Annotated in this window: 15 protein-coding genes and 2 pseudogenes; 13 read left to right on the forward strand and 4 right to left on the reverse strand. The window is 35.4% G+C overall.

The annotated features are described in order from the left end of the window. The first annotated feature begins 27 nt into the window (after window positions 1-27). The 3 genes and pseudogenes from GGG_RS0102005 (at window position 28) to GGG_RS19400 (ending at window position 2,048) form a co-directional block, all read left to right on the forward strand. Window positions 28-702: a YoaK family protein gene (locus GGG_RS0102005; RefSeq protein ID WP_010111644.1), complete on the forward strand. Its 675-nt coding sequence runs from the start codon at window positions 28-30 to the stop codon at window positions 700-702. A 15-nt stretch (window positions 703-717) separates the two neighbouring features. Continuing rightward, window positions 718-1,251 carry a DUF2058 domain-containing protein gene (locus GGG_RS0102010; RefSeq protein ID WP_010111645.1) on the forward strand — a complete coding sequence of 178 codons (534 nt, stop codon included), beginning with the start codon at window positions 718-720 and terminating at the stop codon, window positions 1,249-1,251. A 173-nt stretch (window positions 1,252-1,424) separates the two neighbouring features. Continuing rightward, window positions 1,425-2,048, forward strand: a pseudogene (locus tag GGG_RS19400) (hypothetical protein). Window positions 2,049-2,113: 65 nt separating this feature from the next. Here the strand turns inward: GGG_RS19400 and GGG_RS20400 are convergent. The 3 genes and pseudogenes from GGG_RS20400 to prpB form a co-directional block, all read right to left on the reverse strand. Then, window positions 2,114-2,431, reverse strand: coding sequence for a hypothetical protein (locus tag GGG_RS20400; RefSeq protein WP_010111650.1), 318 nt, complete (start codon window positions 2,429-2,431; stop codon window positions 2,114-2,116). 345 nt (window positions 2,432-2,776) lie between these two features. Further along, window positions 2,777-3,912: pseudogene (gene prpC / locus GGG_RS19410) on the reverse strand (2-methylcitrate synthase). A gap of 3 nt (window positions 3,913-3,915) precedes the next feature. Next, the gene (prpB, locus tag GGG_RS0102030; RefSeq protein ID WP_010111653.1) at window positions 3,916-4,800 is read right to left on the reverse strand and encodes a methylisocitrate lyase; all 885 of its coding nucleotides are present in this window, start codon (window positions 4,798-4,800) and stop codon (window positions 3,916-3,918) included. A gap of 241 nt (window positions 4,801-5,041) precedes the next feature. Here prpB and GGG_RS0102035 point away from each other — a divergent pair, with 241 nt between their 5' ends. The 5 genes from GGG_RS0102035 to ppk1 all read left to right on the forward strand — a co-directional run bounded on the left by GGG_RS0102035 (window position 5,042) and on the right by ppk1 (window position 10,350). Next, window positions 5,042-5,695, forward strand: a complete 654-nt coding sequence (locus GGG_RS0102035; RefSeq protein WP_010111655.1) for a TetR/AcrR family transcriptional regulator — start codon at window positions 5,042-5,044, stop codon at window positions 5,693-5,695. A gap of 125 nt (window positions 5,696-5,820) precedes the next feature. After that, on the forward strand, window positions 5,821-6,735 hold the full coding sequence (gene argF, locus GGG_RS0102040) for an ornithine carbamoyltransferase (RefSeq protein ID WP_010111656.1): 915 nt from the start codon (window positions 5,821-5,823) through the stop codon (window positions 6,733-6,735). Window positions 6,736-6,805: 70 nt separating this feature from the next. Further along, on the forward strand, window positions 6,806-7,543 hold the full coding sequence (locus GGG_RS0102045) for an NAD(P)-dependent oxidoreductase (RefSeq protein ID WP_010111658.1): 738 nt from the start codon (window positions 6,806-6,808) through the stop codon (window positions 7,541-7,543). A gap of 112 nt (window positions 7,544-7,655) precedes the next feature. Continuing rightward, on the forward strand, window positions 7,656-8,072 hold the full coding sequence (locus GGG_RS0102050) for a hypothetical protein (RefSeq protein ID WP_010111660.1): 417 nt from the start codon (window positions 7,656-7,658) through the stop codon (window positions 8,070-8,072). A gap of 187 nt (window positions 8,073-8,259) precedes the next feature. Continuing rightward, the gene (ppk1, locus tag GGG_RS0102055) at window positions 8,260-10,350 is read left to right on the forward strand and encodes a polyphosphate kinase 1 (protein WP_010111663.1); all 2,091 of its coding nucleotides are present in this window, start codon (window positions 8,260-8,262) and stop codon (window positions 10,348-10,350) included. A gap of 32 nt (window positions 10,351-10,382) precedes the next feature. Here the strand turns inward: ppk1 and GGG_RS0102060 are convergent, their stop codons facing one another. After that, complete coding sequence (locus GGG_RS0102060; protein WP_010111665.1) at window positions 10,383-10,709, reverse strand: hypothetical protein; 327 nt, start codon at window positions 10,707-10,709, stop codon at window positions 10,383-10,385. A gap of 131 nt (window positions 10,710-10,840) precedes the next feature. On the opposite strand from GGG_RS0102060, the gene GGG_RS0102065 reads away from it, so the two are divergent. The 5 genes from GGG_RS0102065 to GGG_RS0102085 all read left to right on the forward strand — a co-directional run bounded on the left by GGG_RS0102065 (window position 10,841) and on the right by GGG_RS0102085 (window position 15,673). Then, window positions 10,841-11,269 carry a hypothetical protein gene (locus GGG_RS0102065; protein ID WP_010111666.1) on the forward strand — a complete coding sequence of 143 codons (429 nt, stop codon included), beginning with the start codon at window positions 10,841-10,843 and terminating at the stop codon, window positions 11,267-11,269. 116 nt (window positions 11,270-11,385) lie between these two features. After that, on the forward strand, window positions 11,386-12,285 hold the full coding sequence (locus GGG_RS0102070) for a LysR family transcriptional regulator (RefSeq protein ID WP_010111667.1): 900 nt from the start codon (window positions 11,386-11,388) through the stop codon (window positions 12,283-12,285). 311 nt (window positions 12,286-12,596) lie between these two features. Next, on the forward strand, window positions 12,597-13,679 hold the full coding sequence (gene trmA, locus GGG_RS0102075) for a tRNA (uridine(54)-C5)-methyltransferase TrmA (RefSeq protein ID WP_010111668.1): 1,083 nt from the start codon (window positions 12,597-12,599) through the stop codon (window positions 13,677-13,679). Between the two features lie 248 nt (window positions 13,680-13,927). Then, window positions 13,928-14,158 (forward strand): hypothetical protein, encoded by a 231-nt coding sequence (locus tag GGG_RS0102080; RefSeq protein ID WP_010111669.1) that lies wholly within the window; start codon window positions 13,928-13,930, stop codon window positions 14,156-14,158. 273 nt (window positions 14,159-14,431) lie between these two features. Next, window positions 14,432-15,673, forward strand: coding sequence for an OmpP1/FadL family transporter (locus GGG_RS0102085; RefSeq protein WP_010111670.1), 1,242 nt, complete (start codon window positions 14,432-14,434; stop codon window positions 15,671-15,673). Window positions 15,674-15,783 lie beyond the last annotated feature (110 nt).

A 15,783-nucleotide genomic window follows, 5' to 3' on the forward strand; every position in this document is an offset into this window, starting at 1 on the left:
AAGTTGTATGAATAAAAAGAAGGATTTATGCCATTACAGCGCTTACCGATTTGGATTCAATTGGCAGCTTTCATGCTTGCAGTTAATGCAGGCATGATTAATGTACTTGGCTTAATCACTGTTCTACACCAGTCGATTTCCCACATGACAGGCAATACCAGTTTATTAGCACAAGCCATTATTCTGCATCAAAGCGATACGATATTTTATCTATTTTGGGTGATATTCAGTTATATACTGGGTTCAAGTTATAGTGGATTTATCCTAGGAAATAGTCACTTTCAACTGGGTCGAAGGTACGGTATTCCGCTCAGCCTAGTCGCATTCTTTATATTACTCTGCTGGCTGTTTATTCCACAATATCCAAGATATGCATTGCTATGGGCAAGTGCTGCTATGGGAATACAAAATGCGATGGTGAGCCACTATAAAGGCACGATTATTCGTACTACGCATTTATCAGGTGTATTGACTGATTTGGGCTTAGCTTTGGGTTATTTTTTCCGTGGATTGAAAGCTGAAAAGCGTCGTATTACCTTACATTTATTGATTCTTTTTGGATTTTTTCTAGGTGGAATCATTGCGAGTGTACTGCATCCTTATTTACAATTGAATGCATTTCTTATTCCTGCGGGTTTAAGTCTTATTTTAAGTTTAGTGTACTGGTTTATTTATTTTCGGTATCGCTCAATTCACAGTTAATGGTTGGTTATGATTATGGTTAAAAATGCATTGCAAGCTCAGTTGCTGAAAGCTGGCTTAGTCGATAATAAAAAAGCAAAAAAACTGTCTAAGCAAGCACAGCACGAACAGCGTACTGGGCAAAGTAATGAAGCTGAAATCAAAGCCAAGATTGAACAAGATAAGCAAGAAAAACTATCAAAAGACCAAGCCTTGGACTTGGAAAAGAAAAAAATATTGGATGAAAAAGCACTGAAAGCATCCATTATTCAAATGATCTCGCAACATAAAATCAGAGATACAGATGGTGAGTCGGTTTATCAATTCATTGATGGATCGATTAAAAAAATCTATATCAATCAGCAAGTTTATAATGCTTTAGTGTCTGGCAGTTTAGTGGTTGCTAACGATGTTGAAGGTTATGCAATTTTACCAAAAGCATTGGCAGATCGTATTAATGACAAAATGACAGGCTTTATTATTGTAAATAATTCTGAGAAAAATGAACAAACTACAGATGAAGAAGATCCATACGCAGCTTATGTGATTCCAGATGATTTGATGTGGTAATTCATGCTTCATCGGAAAATTTATTTCAAACCTAGCACTTTATAGTCGCTAGGTTTTTTTATTGATACAGCATTGGCAATTCACAATTCATTCACTTGCAAAACATAAGTCACATTTTCAATACTCTAGAAACAATGCAAAATAAATCATCAGAATAAATGGATGACGATGCTATGCAAATGCACAAATATTTTATTGCAAGTACTATCCTTACAATGTGATTACACTGTAATGCTACTGTAGGAGGTGGGCAACATATTGAAGTATTAGGTTATGAAGCCAAAGAACAGAAACTTTATCTTTTAAGACATTATGAAGATGGTCGAGGTCGTTTGCCACAATTGTATTATTATCAGTTCAGCAGCAAGACACCTAACAAATTAATAGAAGTTCGCTCTCTTTATCTCAATCCTAAAACTAAAAAAATTGATTATGACCAAGATGGTGTCCAGTTTGAAAAAGATTTAACTCAAATTAGAAAACGTTTAACGCCCCTGATTGTGGGAAATGCAAACACTGTAAAAATACACATTTTAAATCAGAGCAAAAAGCAAATTCCCTCTTGGTATGATCCTTCTGAAAAAATAACCGAGTACAAAACCAAGTATAAAGTTATGACTCATTCACATCAAAGCAACAATCAAATTGCTGTAAATTATGATAACAAATTAAAAATTACCCAGAATTTTATTGTCCCTAAACAGAATAAGATGCTGATTGTGATTCAATATTTAGGTATTCCTTTTGAAACAGGTTATCAAGTTGAAGATCCTGTTTTGCTTTTGCCTAAAAAATAAATCTTAAGGTTCTTGAATCATCTCATCCATCTTCACTAAAATGAATAAAGCCTCGCAAGAGGCTTTTACAATAAAGCAAACCAATAATTTGTTTTATCTATTTGCCCAATTGTTAAATCTGCCAATGTATAACAACCATGTTCTTCTAAAACTTTAGAAAATTTATCTTCTATACTTCCAATATCTTCTGCGTAGAAAACTCCTAAAGTCCATACACTTCTTATATCGTCATTTGACTTTCTGACTTTTGAATATTTATCTAAATCTAATAACATTTTTTTTAAAAAGTTGACTGGTTTCACATCCTGCTTAAATTCTAAAGCCATATATTCATTAAGCTTCCAACCCTTTTTTCTAATTAGAAAATCTGGTTTTAATTTCAATTTAATTTTTTCTTTTCTTCGGTCATATTCATAACTAAACTCTCTATACCACTCAGGTTGATCATCAAATCCATTTAAAAAATACGCAAATTCAATTTGTAACCAAATTTCCCAACCGGTAATATTGCTACTTTAAATAATTTGAAATTTTTTCTTAATTTCTTTTTCTTTAAAAAACTTAGCAGCAATATCTAAAATATATTCATGATCTTTAGTCATTTTTCCCTCGAATTATGTAAATTTATTTATTAATCACTATTTTTATTTTATTTTTGATGCATAAAAAATAGCTACAATACATTTATATTGTAGCTATTCTAAAAAATCAAACTTTTTAAAATTTAATTAAGCAGCTGAACGCTCTTCAATCGGTACAACTTTACGTAATTCTGGCCCTGTATATTCAGCACTTGGGCGAATGATACGGTTATCTGCACGTTGTTCCATCACATGAGCAGCCCAACCTGTCACACGTGACATCACAAAAATTGGCGTAAATAATTTAGTTGCGATATCCATGAAGTGATAAGCAGATGCATGGAAGAAGTCTGCGTTACAGAATAATTTCTTCTCACGCCACATCACTTCTTCGCAACGTACAGAAACAGGATAAAGCACTGTATCGCCAACGTCTTTTGCTAAACGCTCAGACCAAATTTTGATAATGCCATTACGAGGGTCATTGTCTTTATAAATCGCATGACCAAAACCCATGATTTTTCTTTACGCTCTAATTTACCCAGCATTTCACGCTCAGCTTCTTCAGGAGACGTCCAGTTTTCAATCATTTCCATCGCCGCTTCATTGGCACCACCGTGTAATGGACCACGTAGTGAACCAATCGCACCAGTAATACATGAATGCATATCTGACAATGTTGAAGCACATACACGTGCTGTAAATGTAGAAGCGTTAAATTCATGCTCTGCATAAAGGATTAACGAAACGTTCATCACTTGCTCATGCAATTCATTTGGTTTTTCGCCACGAAGTAAATGCAAGAATTGAGCACCGATTGAATCGTCATCAGTATTTTCTTCAATACGTACGCCGTCATGGCTAAAACGATACCAATAACAAATAATTGCAGGTAATGTTGCAAGAATACGATCTGCAACATCTTGCTGTTCATCAAAAGATTTCTCAGTTTCTAAATTACCGAGCATCGATACACCTGTACGCATCACGTCCATTGGATGTGAATCTGCAGGAATACGCTCTAAAACTTCTTTCAACGCTTGCGGTAACTGACGAAGTGATTTTAATTTTGCTTTATAAGCTGTTAACTGCTCTGCTGTTGGCAATTCACCAAAGAAAATTAAATAGGCAACTTCTTCAAATTGACAGTTTTCAGCTAGGTCTTGAACATCATAACCACGATACGTTAAGCCTGCACCGCTTTTACCAACGGTTGAAAGTGCTGTTTTACCTGCAACTTGACCACGCAATCCTGCGCCTGTAAGTACTTTTCCTTCAGCCATTTTTTATTTCTCCTGCGTAAACAGCTTGTCTAATGTATTTTCAAAAGTATGATAATCAAGGAATTCGTAGAGTTCTTTTCGTTGTTGCATTGTGTCCAATACATTTACTTGTGTACCGTTTTCACGGATTGAACGGAACACTTCAAGTGCTGCTTTTTGCATTGCACGTGTTGCTGAAAGTGGATACAGCACCATGCGGATGCCCTGTTCAGCCAGTTCATCTGTAGTGTAATAAGGGGTATCACCAAACTCTGTGATATTCGCCAATACAGGCACACCGACTGCATCGCATACGGTTCTGTACATGGTAATGTCAGTCATCGCTTCTGCAAAAATTGCATCTGCACCCGCTTCTACACATGCACATGCACGGTCGATCACAGCTTGTAATCCTTCTTTTTGTAGGGCATCTGTACGAGCCATCACCACAAAATTAGAATCTGTTTTTGCATCTACAGCAGCTTTAATACGATCAACCATTTCTTGTTGTGAAACGATTTCTTTATTTGGACGATGACCACAACGCTTTTGAGCTACTTGGTCTTCGATATGAACAGCCGCAGCACCTGCACTAATCATTTGTTTCACAGTACGCGCAATGTTGAATGCACCGCCCCATCCTGTATCGATATCAACAAGTAATGGAGTGTCGACTCGTTCTGTAATACGACGGACATCTTCTAAAACGTTATCCAGACTGGTCATGCCTAAGTCTGGTAAGCCGTAAGAGTAGTTGGCAACACCAGCACCTGAAACATAAATCGCTTTGTAACCGACTTGTTTCGCCATCATTGCTGCATAAGCATTGACTGTACCGATAATTTGTAATGGTTTTTCCACTTCGAGAGCTTGTCTAAATCTTAAGCCTGCAGACGTTTGTTCTGTCATATTCCCTTCCACAGCGGTCACTTATCTATTGAGTTCTGGTATAGCCATAATATTTGTCACCAAAATGGCTATGGTCTGAGTGTACATAAAACTTTGGATAAAGAAAAATGAATTTTGATTCATTTTTTTAATTTTTTGATTTAATTCGTTATTTTTTTCATTTTAATATTGCTTAAGATATTTATTGACATCTTTGTTATAATCGTTACAACCCACTTATTCACTTAGTATTTTAAAATTTATGCACAACGACTTAACGCAAATCGGAACCTTATGCTGTGATTTACCACAAACTAAACGTGGTCATGAACGCCGTATTGCATTATTACTCAGTGCCAATGAATTGTTTTTGAGTCGTGGTTATGATGCTGTTTCTTTAGATGATATTGTGCAACATGCTGGTGGTTCTAAGGCTTCAATTTATAAATATTTTGGCAATAAAGAAGGCTTATTTACTGCAATTTGTGATTATCGCCGTGAGCAGTTTTTTAAAGATATTTGTGTGCCATTTAATTTTGATACAGATGATTTACGTTTATATCTCATTCAAACCTTAATGAATTTTAAAACACATTTATTGCTTCCTGAAAATGCTGCTTTTATTCGTTTAATTTTAGAACAAACCCAAAGAAGCCCAAAATTGGCCTTGTATATTCATGAACAAGGGCCAAAACATATCCAATTGGCCATTGCATCTGCCCTGACCAAGGCTGATGAACTGGGTTTAATTTATTGTAAACAGCCCATTTATGCGGCTCAGTTTTACTTTGGCATCATTCGTCATATCGAATGGCGTGTGTTAATGAATGTTGATATTCAAGAAGATGATCAGGAAGTATACAACTACATCAGTTATTGCGTAGATCGTTTTTTACAAGGTCATCAAAAAGTCTAGTTTTTTTGCATTTCCCTTTTCTTATAGTATATTAGTCCATTCCTGATTTTTTATTCACCAACCACCAACAATACATTGTCGGTCAATAGCATTGGCTTTGACCAAGCAATTATTGTGGAGTAACCATGGCTCTACGACATTTTCTTACCCTGCGTGACTTATCAACTGCTGAATTAAATCGCATCATCGAACGTGCTCAAGAATTAAAGCGAAAACAACATCAACATGAAGTTTTTCAACCTTTTGTTGGTAAAGTGATGGGCATGATTTTTGAAAAGTCGAGCACACGAACTCGTGTATCATTTGAAGCAGGTATGAATCAGTTTGGTGGTAGTGCCATTTTCCTATCTTCACGTGATACTCAATTGGGTCGTGGTGAGCCGATTGAAGATTCTGCACGTGTCATTTCAAGTATGTTAGATATTGTGATGATCCGTACTTTTGGGCATGACATTGTTGAACGTTTTGCAGAATATTCAAGTGTACCTGTGATCAATGCTTTAACTGATGACCACCACCCTTGCCAATTGCTTGCAGATGTGCAAACTTTTGTTGAGCATCGTGGTTCAATCAAAGGCAAAACAGTAGCTTGGATTGGTGATGGCAATAATATGTGTAATTCATATATTGAAGCTGCACACATGTGGGGCTTTAAGCTTAAAATTGCATCTCCAAAAGGTTATGAACCTAAACCTGAATTCCTTTCAGAATTTGCACATTGTGTTGAATTGGTTGATTCAGCAGAAGATGCAGCTGTTAATGCTGACTTGATCGTGACTGACGTTTGGGCAAGTATGGGACAGGAAGAAGAACAAAAGATTCGTGAAAAAGCATTCGCTCAGTATCAAGTCAATGAAAAATTGATGGATTTAGCGCACCCAGATTGTTTATTTATGCATTGTTTACCTGCACATCGTGGTGAAGAAATTTCAGAAAACATGCTTGATCATAAAAATGCTGTGGTTTGGGATGAAGCAGAAAATCGTCTTCATGCACAAAAAGCATTGGTCGAGTTTTTGTTGAATGAACAATTAAAATAAGATGAATTGCAATTTACCTATACATGCTTTATTTATAATCAATAAATAAAAGTGATGTATAGGTAAAATTTTGAATACTACAAATCAACCTATTGTTTTTGTTGCTGGTGCAACAGGTGCTATCGGCTATAAGCTTTGTTTAATTTTAAAACAGCATAATTATAATGTTTTTGGCTCTACCCGTTCTGAAAATAAAGCAAATTTCCTAGAAGCTATAGGTGTTCAACCTGTAATCGTTGATGTTTTTAATGAAAATCAGTTAATAGATAAAATTAAAGCGATTTCACCTCAATATATGATTCACCAATTAACCGACTTACCTTTTGGCTTGAATCCAGCGTTGATGTCTGAAGCCAGGATTCGCAATGCAAAAATTAGAGAAATTGGTACACAGAATTTAATCAAGGCTGCTCATGCAGTTGCATGTGAAAAGTTCATTGCTCAAAGCATTGCCTTTGCGCATGAATCGAACCTAGCACAGGTAGATGAAACGACTGAATTGGCATGTAATTCTGACAATGAAATACTTAAAAAGAATGCTCAAAGCATTGAGAATATGGAATCACAAATTGAAAATAGTCATTTAAAATATGTGATTTTACGATATGGTAAACTTTATGGTGCAGCTACAGGCTGTGAACCAACTGGGCTTGGACGTATTCACGTTGATGCTGCTGCCTATGCTGCATTTCTTGCAATAAAATCTGGAGCAGGCATTTTTCAAATTACTGAAAATGATCAACTTTATAACAGTAACAAAGCCCAAAAAACTTTAAATTTTGATTCATCTTATCGGTGGAAATTTTAGTCATTTACAAAAACTTTCCGTATACTAAAACCATATTTTAACAATGTGTATTATTCCAATGAATTTCAAAATAATTTCTCAACTTAGCGCCTCATTATTTTTATGCTTTTCTATGGCGACACATGCAACAGAATTAGATAATTTTCTGATACAGAAAAATTTGATCGATCAGAATTATAAAATTAAAGATCAGAAAAACTTAGATGATGTATTAATTGCACTCAGTGAAGAAGACTCCCGTGTGCTACCGCTACAGATTGATCAGAATACGCTAATAGAACAAATGAACCTTTACCATGATCATATTGATTTACAAGGTATTATTACATCGACTGATTTTAACCAATTTGCAAATAATGTCGGAAAAGAAAAAATTCATGAATTATTGATCAAAGGTATGATTGAGAATTGCGACCTCATTTTTGAAAATCAGTTTCAAAGACAAAACCCTTATTATGTGAAAATGAAGCTTGTTTCAGACTATAAAAGTTACGAGCTTAAAATTAAAAATAGTCAATGTAAATTCTAACTGAATTGTTCAATTGCTTATTTATTCAAAATATACAAATGAATGATCAATAGAGTCTGATCGTTTTAGGAAAATTTAATATTTTTGAAACATTTAAATCAATTAGATTTCAATATTACAAAACATTTAACAATTCTGTCATATTGAAATCTTACTATGCCCTACAAGGTCTTTTAGACAGCTTCAAATGACGCAGATCATGCCCGCTTCAAACAGTTTCCAACACAGTTCAGCAACCTATATTAATCGTGAGATTTCACTATTAGCATTTCACCAACGGGTTTTGGCACAAGCCAAAGATGAAAATCATCCATTATTAGAACGTTTGAATTTTTTAATTATTTTTTCAAGAAACTTAGATGAATTTTTTGAAGTACGTGTCGCAAGTTTAATGAAACAAATTGACTTAAACAGCATCACTACCGCACCAGACGGCATTCCGAATGAGGTTGTTTTACAACAAATTTCAGAAAATACTCACCAAGCAGTACAAGACCAATATGACACTTTAAACCATGTGTTATTGCCCCAATTAGAAAATTATGGCGTTAAATTTATTCAATACAACAACATCCAAAAGAAACATTTAGAATGGATAAAAAACTATTTCTTTAAACAAGTTCAACCTGTAGTTACTCCGATTAGCCTTGATCCTGCACATCCTTTTCCACGGTTGGTCAATAAAAGTCTGAATTTTATCGTTACACTTGAAGGTAAAGATGCTTTTGGGCGGCAGATTGAATTGGCCATTGTCCCAGCACCTCGCTCATTGCCTCGTATTGTCCGTTTACCTGATGAATTGACCAATGGTGAGGAACATTACATTTTACTCTCAGCCATTATTCAGCAACATATCAATGATTTATTCCCTGGAATGACAGCAACAGGTTGTTATCAATTTCGTGTTACGCGTAATGCTGATTTAACCTTGGCGGCAGATGTTGACGACTTAGCTGTCGCTTTAAAAGATGAATTATCTTCACGTCGTTTTGGTCGAGCAGTTCGTTTAGAAGTTGCAAACCATTGCCCAGACTCGATTAATTCTTATTTACTAGAACAATTCGATTTAGACCCACAACATTTGTATCAGGTCGATGGACCTGTGAATTTGACACGCTTAATAACAAATTTTGATATTCCAGAATTACGCTTTAAAGCATTTCAATCTGTCATTCCAAAAGCATTACGTAATCCACACCAAATATTCGAAGTCTTAAGCAAACAAGATGTGTTATTACACCATCCTTTTGATTCTTTTAAGCCTGTTATTAATCTACTTAAAGAAGCTGCCAAAGATCCCAACGTATTGGCAATTAAACAAACTTTATACCGTAGTGGCCCAGACTCGGAAATTGTTCAAGTGCTTGCTGAGGCAGCACGTAATGGCAAAGAAGTGACAGCGATTATTGAGTTACGTGCTCGTTTTGATGAAGAATCCAATATTATTGTCGCCAATATTTTACAAGAAGCAGGTGCTGTGGTGGTTTACGGCATTGTTGGCTATAAAACACATGCCAAAATGATTTTAATCGTGCGACGTGAAGGTGAAAAATTAAAACGCTATGTTCACCTTGGCACTGGAAACTATCACGCTGGCAATGCCAAAATGTATACCGATTATGGCTTATTAACAACTGAACCTGATCTCTGTGAAGATGTACATAAAATCTTCCAAGAGCTTACAGGCATGGGACGTATGGCGAAGTCTAAAAAGATGTTTCACGCCCCCTTTACCTTGCATGCTCAATTACTACAATTAATTGAAAATGAAACTGCTTTTGCGAAGTCAGGACGACCTGCTCGAATCATCATAAAAGTGAATGCTTTGACCGAACCACGACTGATTGCAGCTTTATATAGAGCCTCACAAGCGGGTGTAAAAATTGAACTGATTATCCGTTCAATTTGTTGTTTAAGACCACAAATACAGGATTTATCTGAAAATATTACTGTACGCTCAATTGTAGGACGTTTTTTAGAACATACACGCGTTTATTATTTTCACAACGATGGTGATGAAAAACTGTATTGTTCAAGCGCGGACTGGATGGGACGTAATCTATTTTCACGGGTTGAAACATGCTTTCCTATAGAAGATAAAAAGCTTAAAAAACAAATCATTGAGTTTGGTTTATTGAGCTATTTAAAAGACAATATTCGAGCTTGGGAATTGGATGCACATGAGCAATGGCATGTTGTTCGCCCTAAAAAAGACCAAGCTGCTTATATTGCCCAACAAGTATTAATGGAACAACGTGTTATTACTACTACGGCTTAAAATTAGTCGAGAAACTTAGGTAATCAAAAGATTTATTGCATAAACCCAATATATCGAGAATATCCTTCTATGCCTAAACTCGCTTTGTAAATTAAATAGTTAGGGTATTCCGAACTTGTTAATTCACTAAAAATATTGAGACCTTGATCATCATGTGCATGTATCTCATCCACACTGCGTTGCATGGTGCTTTCAAATTCATCAGCAATATATTCAAAGCCCAAATCCATCGCTATAAATAATGTATGCTCGCATGGCTGAATATATTGTTCTTCATTCCAATCAATAACAGCATGTTGACAATGTGGGCATGTAACATTTTCTTGATAATTTTCTAGCGTGATCAGTTGAAATGGCATAGCGTTTGGAACAGAATAAAATTATATTTTAAACGAGTTCGGGGAAATTAGACACTCGTTTTAAACATGTGTTTTTAAGTGGTTTAATGATTTTTATATTTTGAATAGATATCAAAAAAGATAAGGATATTATGTCAACAATTGAAAAAGCGATTGCTTTAGCGGCACGTAAGCATTCTGGTCAAAAAGATAAAGCACAACAACCTTATATTTTCCACCCACTCAGATTGATGTTTAAAGTTAAAACACCTGATCAACAAATCGTTGCCGTATTGCATGATATTTTAGAAGATACTGATACCACGGTTGTTGATTTAATTTCTTTAGGATTCAGCCAAAACATTGTCGATGCCATTTTGGCACTCACTAAAAAAGAAGGCGAATCACGTATTGAAGCAGCCTATCGTGCTGTAAAAAATCCAATTGCTCGCGTTGTCAAACTTGCAGATGTTGCAGATAATATGGATTTGTCTCGAATTCCTCATCCAAGCGCTAAAGATTGGTTACGATTAGAAGAATATAAGAAAGTTCAATATATTCTTCTTACAGCAACTGCTTGATTTTAAATTGCTCATTTATGGATTAAATATGTTTTATCAACACAATTTAAAATTGACTTTTTGCAACAATCAAGTTTAATAACACTTAATTGTTGCAATTATGGAATGTCGTAACCATGCTCTCAGATTTGGATGATTTTTATTGTTTTGGCTTAGTGGTTGAGCATGGTGGTTTTAGTGCAGCCGAACGTGCAACAGATATTCCCAAATCTAAATTGAGTCGTCGTGTTTATAATTTAGAAGAAAAATTAGGTGTTAGATTAATTCAACGTAGCTCACGCCATTTCGCAGTCACCGATATTGGCATGAACATTTACCGTCATGCACAAGTCATGATTAATGCTGCTCAATCTGCACATGACTTGGTTGATCATTTAAGCGAGCAACCTCGAGGCGTCATTAAAGTCAGCGTGCCTGTTTCAATTGCACAAAATGAACTCTCTAAAATATTACCTGACTTTTTAAAAACTTACCCTGAGATCAAAGTTCAACTCATGGTCAGTAATCGCCGTATCGACATTGTCAATGAAGGCTTTGATATCGCTTTACGTGTTCGTGCCAATTTAGATGATGATCCGAGTCTAGTTCTTAGAAAATTCGAAAAAATTGAACAGCATTTATTTGCAAGCCAAGCTTATTTAAATGAATATGGCATGTTAAAAAAACCTGAAGATTTAACCGAACATCGTATTTTAAGCATGGTGGATGAACACCTTGATCAACAAATGGTATTGCATGATCAGGATAACAACCAACAAAAAATCAAAATCAATCCAGTGTTAATGGGTTCAGATTTGATGATGTTAGCAAAATTAGCCAGTCAAAATTGTGGTATTGCCCTACTTCCAGACACCATTGCCAATGATTATGCTTTAACAGGTGAATTGGTTCGTGTACTTCCAGACTGGAAAGCACCACACGGTATTTTTCATGCGGTTTATCCATCACGGCGTGGCTTACTTCCTGCGGTACGTGTTTTTATTGATTATTTAGTCAAACATTTAAGTAAATACTAAGCTCAAGAAATATTAAAATTTATGATCTATGTTGATGAATTAATGCTTTGATTGATCACTTAGGTACTCGCTTAATGATGAACTGATTCGCTAATAAAACTGGAGAATAAGAAAGCTATTCTCCAATTTTATGATCAAAATCATCAAGCCTGTTTTAATTTTAGCGTTATGCACTGAAATACATGAGCTACTTTATCGCTAAATATCTCTGAATAAACTTAAATTGCTAAACTTGCTTAGAATCATTTGTCCATTACCCCTAATTCTTGATACCATCGCTACTGCTTAATTCCAGTGTTTTCTTGATTTTTATGACTTCATCTTATCAACAACAGCTTGATGCCAAAATTGAACGTATCCAAACTCAATTTGCTGAATTCAATCCACCATCTTTAGAAGTTTTTGTCTCACCAGAGCAACATTTTCGTATGCGTGCTGAATTCCGTATTTGGCACACTGATGATGATATGTTCTACGCCATGTTTGAACGTGATGCAGATCAGCAAAAAACGGTGGTTCGTATTGATGAATTTCCAATTGCAGATCAAAGCATTAACACACTGATGCCAATTTTATTGGCAGAATTAAAGAATAATACTGTACTTTCAAAACGCCTTTTCGAGATTCATTTTTTAACAACGCTCAAAGGTGAAATGTTAGTTTCGCTTATTTATCGTGCGCCATTGAATGAAGAATGGGAAGGTTTAGCCAAACAACTGGCTGAAAAACTCAATATTAAATTGATTGGTCGTAGCCGTGGTCAAAAAGTCATTTTAACCGATGAATTTGTGGTTGAAGAACTCGAAGTGTTTGGACGTAAATTTCAATATAAACAAATTGAAAGTAGCTTTACTCAACCCAATGCGCAAGTCTGTCAAAAAATGTTGGAATGGGCTTGTGATTGCGTTGAAAAATCTGATCAAGATTTACTTGAATTATACTGCGGTAATGGTAATTTCACTTTGCCTTTATCATTAAAATTCAATCGTGTACTTGCAACTGAATTGGCAAAATCTTCAGTATATGCAGCGCAATGGAATATTGAAAAAAACAACATTGATAATATTCAAATTGCACGACTTTCTGCGGAAGAATTTACCCAAGCCTACAATGGTGAACGTGAATTCCGTCGTTTGCAGGAAGCCGAAATTGACATTCAAAGCTACAATTTTGACAGCGTTTTTGTCGACCCACCACGTGCAGGAATCGATGACGATACCCTAAAACTATTGCAAGGCTTTGAACGTATTCTTTATATTTCATGTAATCCTGACACTTTGCATGACAATTTAAAAGTATTACTACAAACCCATAAAATCGTAAAATTTGCGATGTTTGATCAATTCCCATACACACATCATGTTGAATCAGGTGTTCTTCTAGAAAAGATTTAAACAATTTATTACAACAGTAACAATGCGGATCAAATCGATTTTGCATTGTTATTATTTAAGTTAAATCCATATATATCAATTCATTATATGAATTTAACTTTATCAATCTTGAATAACCACATAGCTTAAAAATTAGAATAATGCTTCATTTGAGTGCTTAATTGCTTCTTCTCTAAGCATGAAACGCTTGTATTTTAGAAAAAAAAGATTATATTTCGAACTATGTTAGGTTGCGTATGAAAGGCTCTATGAGTTTTTGGCAAAAGCTGTTTAAGGCTGAAGATACACTGCAAAATGAACATAAAAATCAAATTGCATGTGTTGAAAATGATTGTTCTTGTAAATCCAATGATCAACTTTTATCTGCGTTGAACAATGCGACAGATCAAGATGTGATTACTGGAATTAAGAAAGTGCTGATTTCACGTGGTTTCAGTAAAAAAGAACTCAACCAATTACAGCATCCTTCTATTCAATAGTCATGGATGATGGTTCAAAAAAGCATTCAGTTTACTGGATGCTTTTTTATGGTCATAAGTTTCATAATATTCACGGTAACTTTGTCCGAAAATCCCCCCTTAAATACGTCATCCTTGCCCTTTCTGAACTGTTTCAAAAATGATTCACTAAAACAACAATCACATTTCTCATAAAACTTAAATAAAACTATAGCTTAACAATGATTTTAAGTTTGAATTTTATTTATAAGGATTTTAGAGAAGTCATAAGAATACATTCAAGGACAGAAATCTATGCAAATAAGACCACTTTTTCTCAGTATGATGAGTATATTCGCAAGTACATATTGCCATTCAGCAGCCATGGATCAATCAGGACAATCCATACTTGCCTTTCTCGAAGAAAAAAATTATTTTGAAGTCAATGCGACAACCATTGATCCTGATATTTCAGGGCAAGTTCGTGATCGACCAGACTTAGTTAATGCAGATAGCCGTGATCTCGGTACTGGCGACATGGCACAATCATTTCAATATTATAATGCTGCACTCAAACTTCAAATTGCGCCAAAGCTTTCATTTGGACTCATTTACGATCAACCTTATGGCGCTGAGGTAGAATACCCATTACGAAGCAATAATACATTTTCAGACAATGAAATCAGCCATCAAGGTACAACTGTTGATGTGAACTCGCAAAATATAAGTACATTATTTGGTTTTCAGCCCAACGCTCATTTGAATTTTTACGCTGGTGCTGCATATCAGACAGTCAAAGGTAAAGTTTCCTTACGTGGTAACTCTATGAGCATTTTTAATGGTTATGATGCCTATATGAAACAAGACAGTGCAATGGGATGGTTAGCAGGTGCTTCATTCCAAATACCTGAAATAGCGCTTAAAGCGGCAATTACCTATCGTTCTAAAATTAAACATAAGATGGATGCACAGGAAACGATATTTTCTGAACCTTTAATCATCACTCAAGCGAGTGAAGCTGAAATCAGCACACCTCAATCGGTCAATTTAGACTTTCAAACAGGTGTTTATAAAGATACTTTGGCTTATTTAAATGCACGTTGGGTGAATTGGAAAGATCTCACAATTCGTCCAACTCAGTTTGGCGCACTGACTGAATTGGTAACAACAGAGTTGAGTCAGGGTACATACACCAAAGGCTTTAATCTCGATGAATATAAAAAAGATCAATACAGTATTACGCTAGGTGTAGGTCATCAATTTACAGATCACTGGAGTGCATCGACAGATGTGAGTTGGGATTCTGGCACTGGCAATCCTGCATCTGTACTTAATCCAACGAAAGGTGGCTGGGGATTAGGTTTAGGTGTTCAATATGCGCCTGCATCGAATTACTTTATTGCTGCTGGCGTTAAATATTTCTGGATTGGTGATGTCACCGCTCAAGATGGAACGTATTACATTCCTATTCCCGGTGCATCTGAAATAGCACAACAAGGTGACTATAGCGACAATACGGCGATTGGATATGGTCTGAAAATAGGTTATCGCTTTTAAAATTTCAAAGTAAAATATTAAAGTATTGTGTCAATATCTAGAAAACAGGAACAAAAGATCTTTAAAGACCATAGCGACAAGCCTATGGTCTTTATCCATAAAATGCCTAT

The sequence above is a fragment of the Acinetobacter sp. P8-3-8 genome (assembly GCF_000214135.1).
Lineage (GTDB): Bacteria > Pseudomonadota > Gammaproteobacteria > Pseudomonadales > Moraxellaceae > Acinetobacter.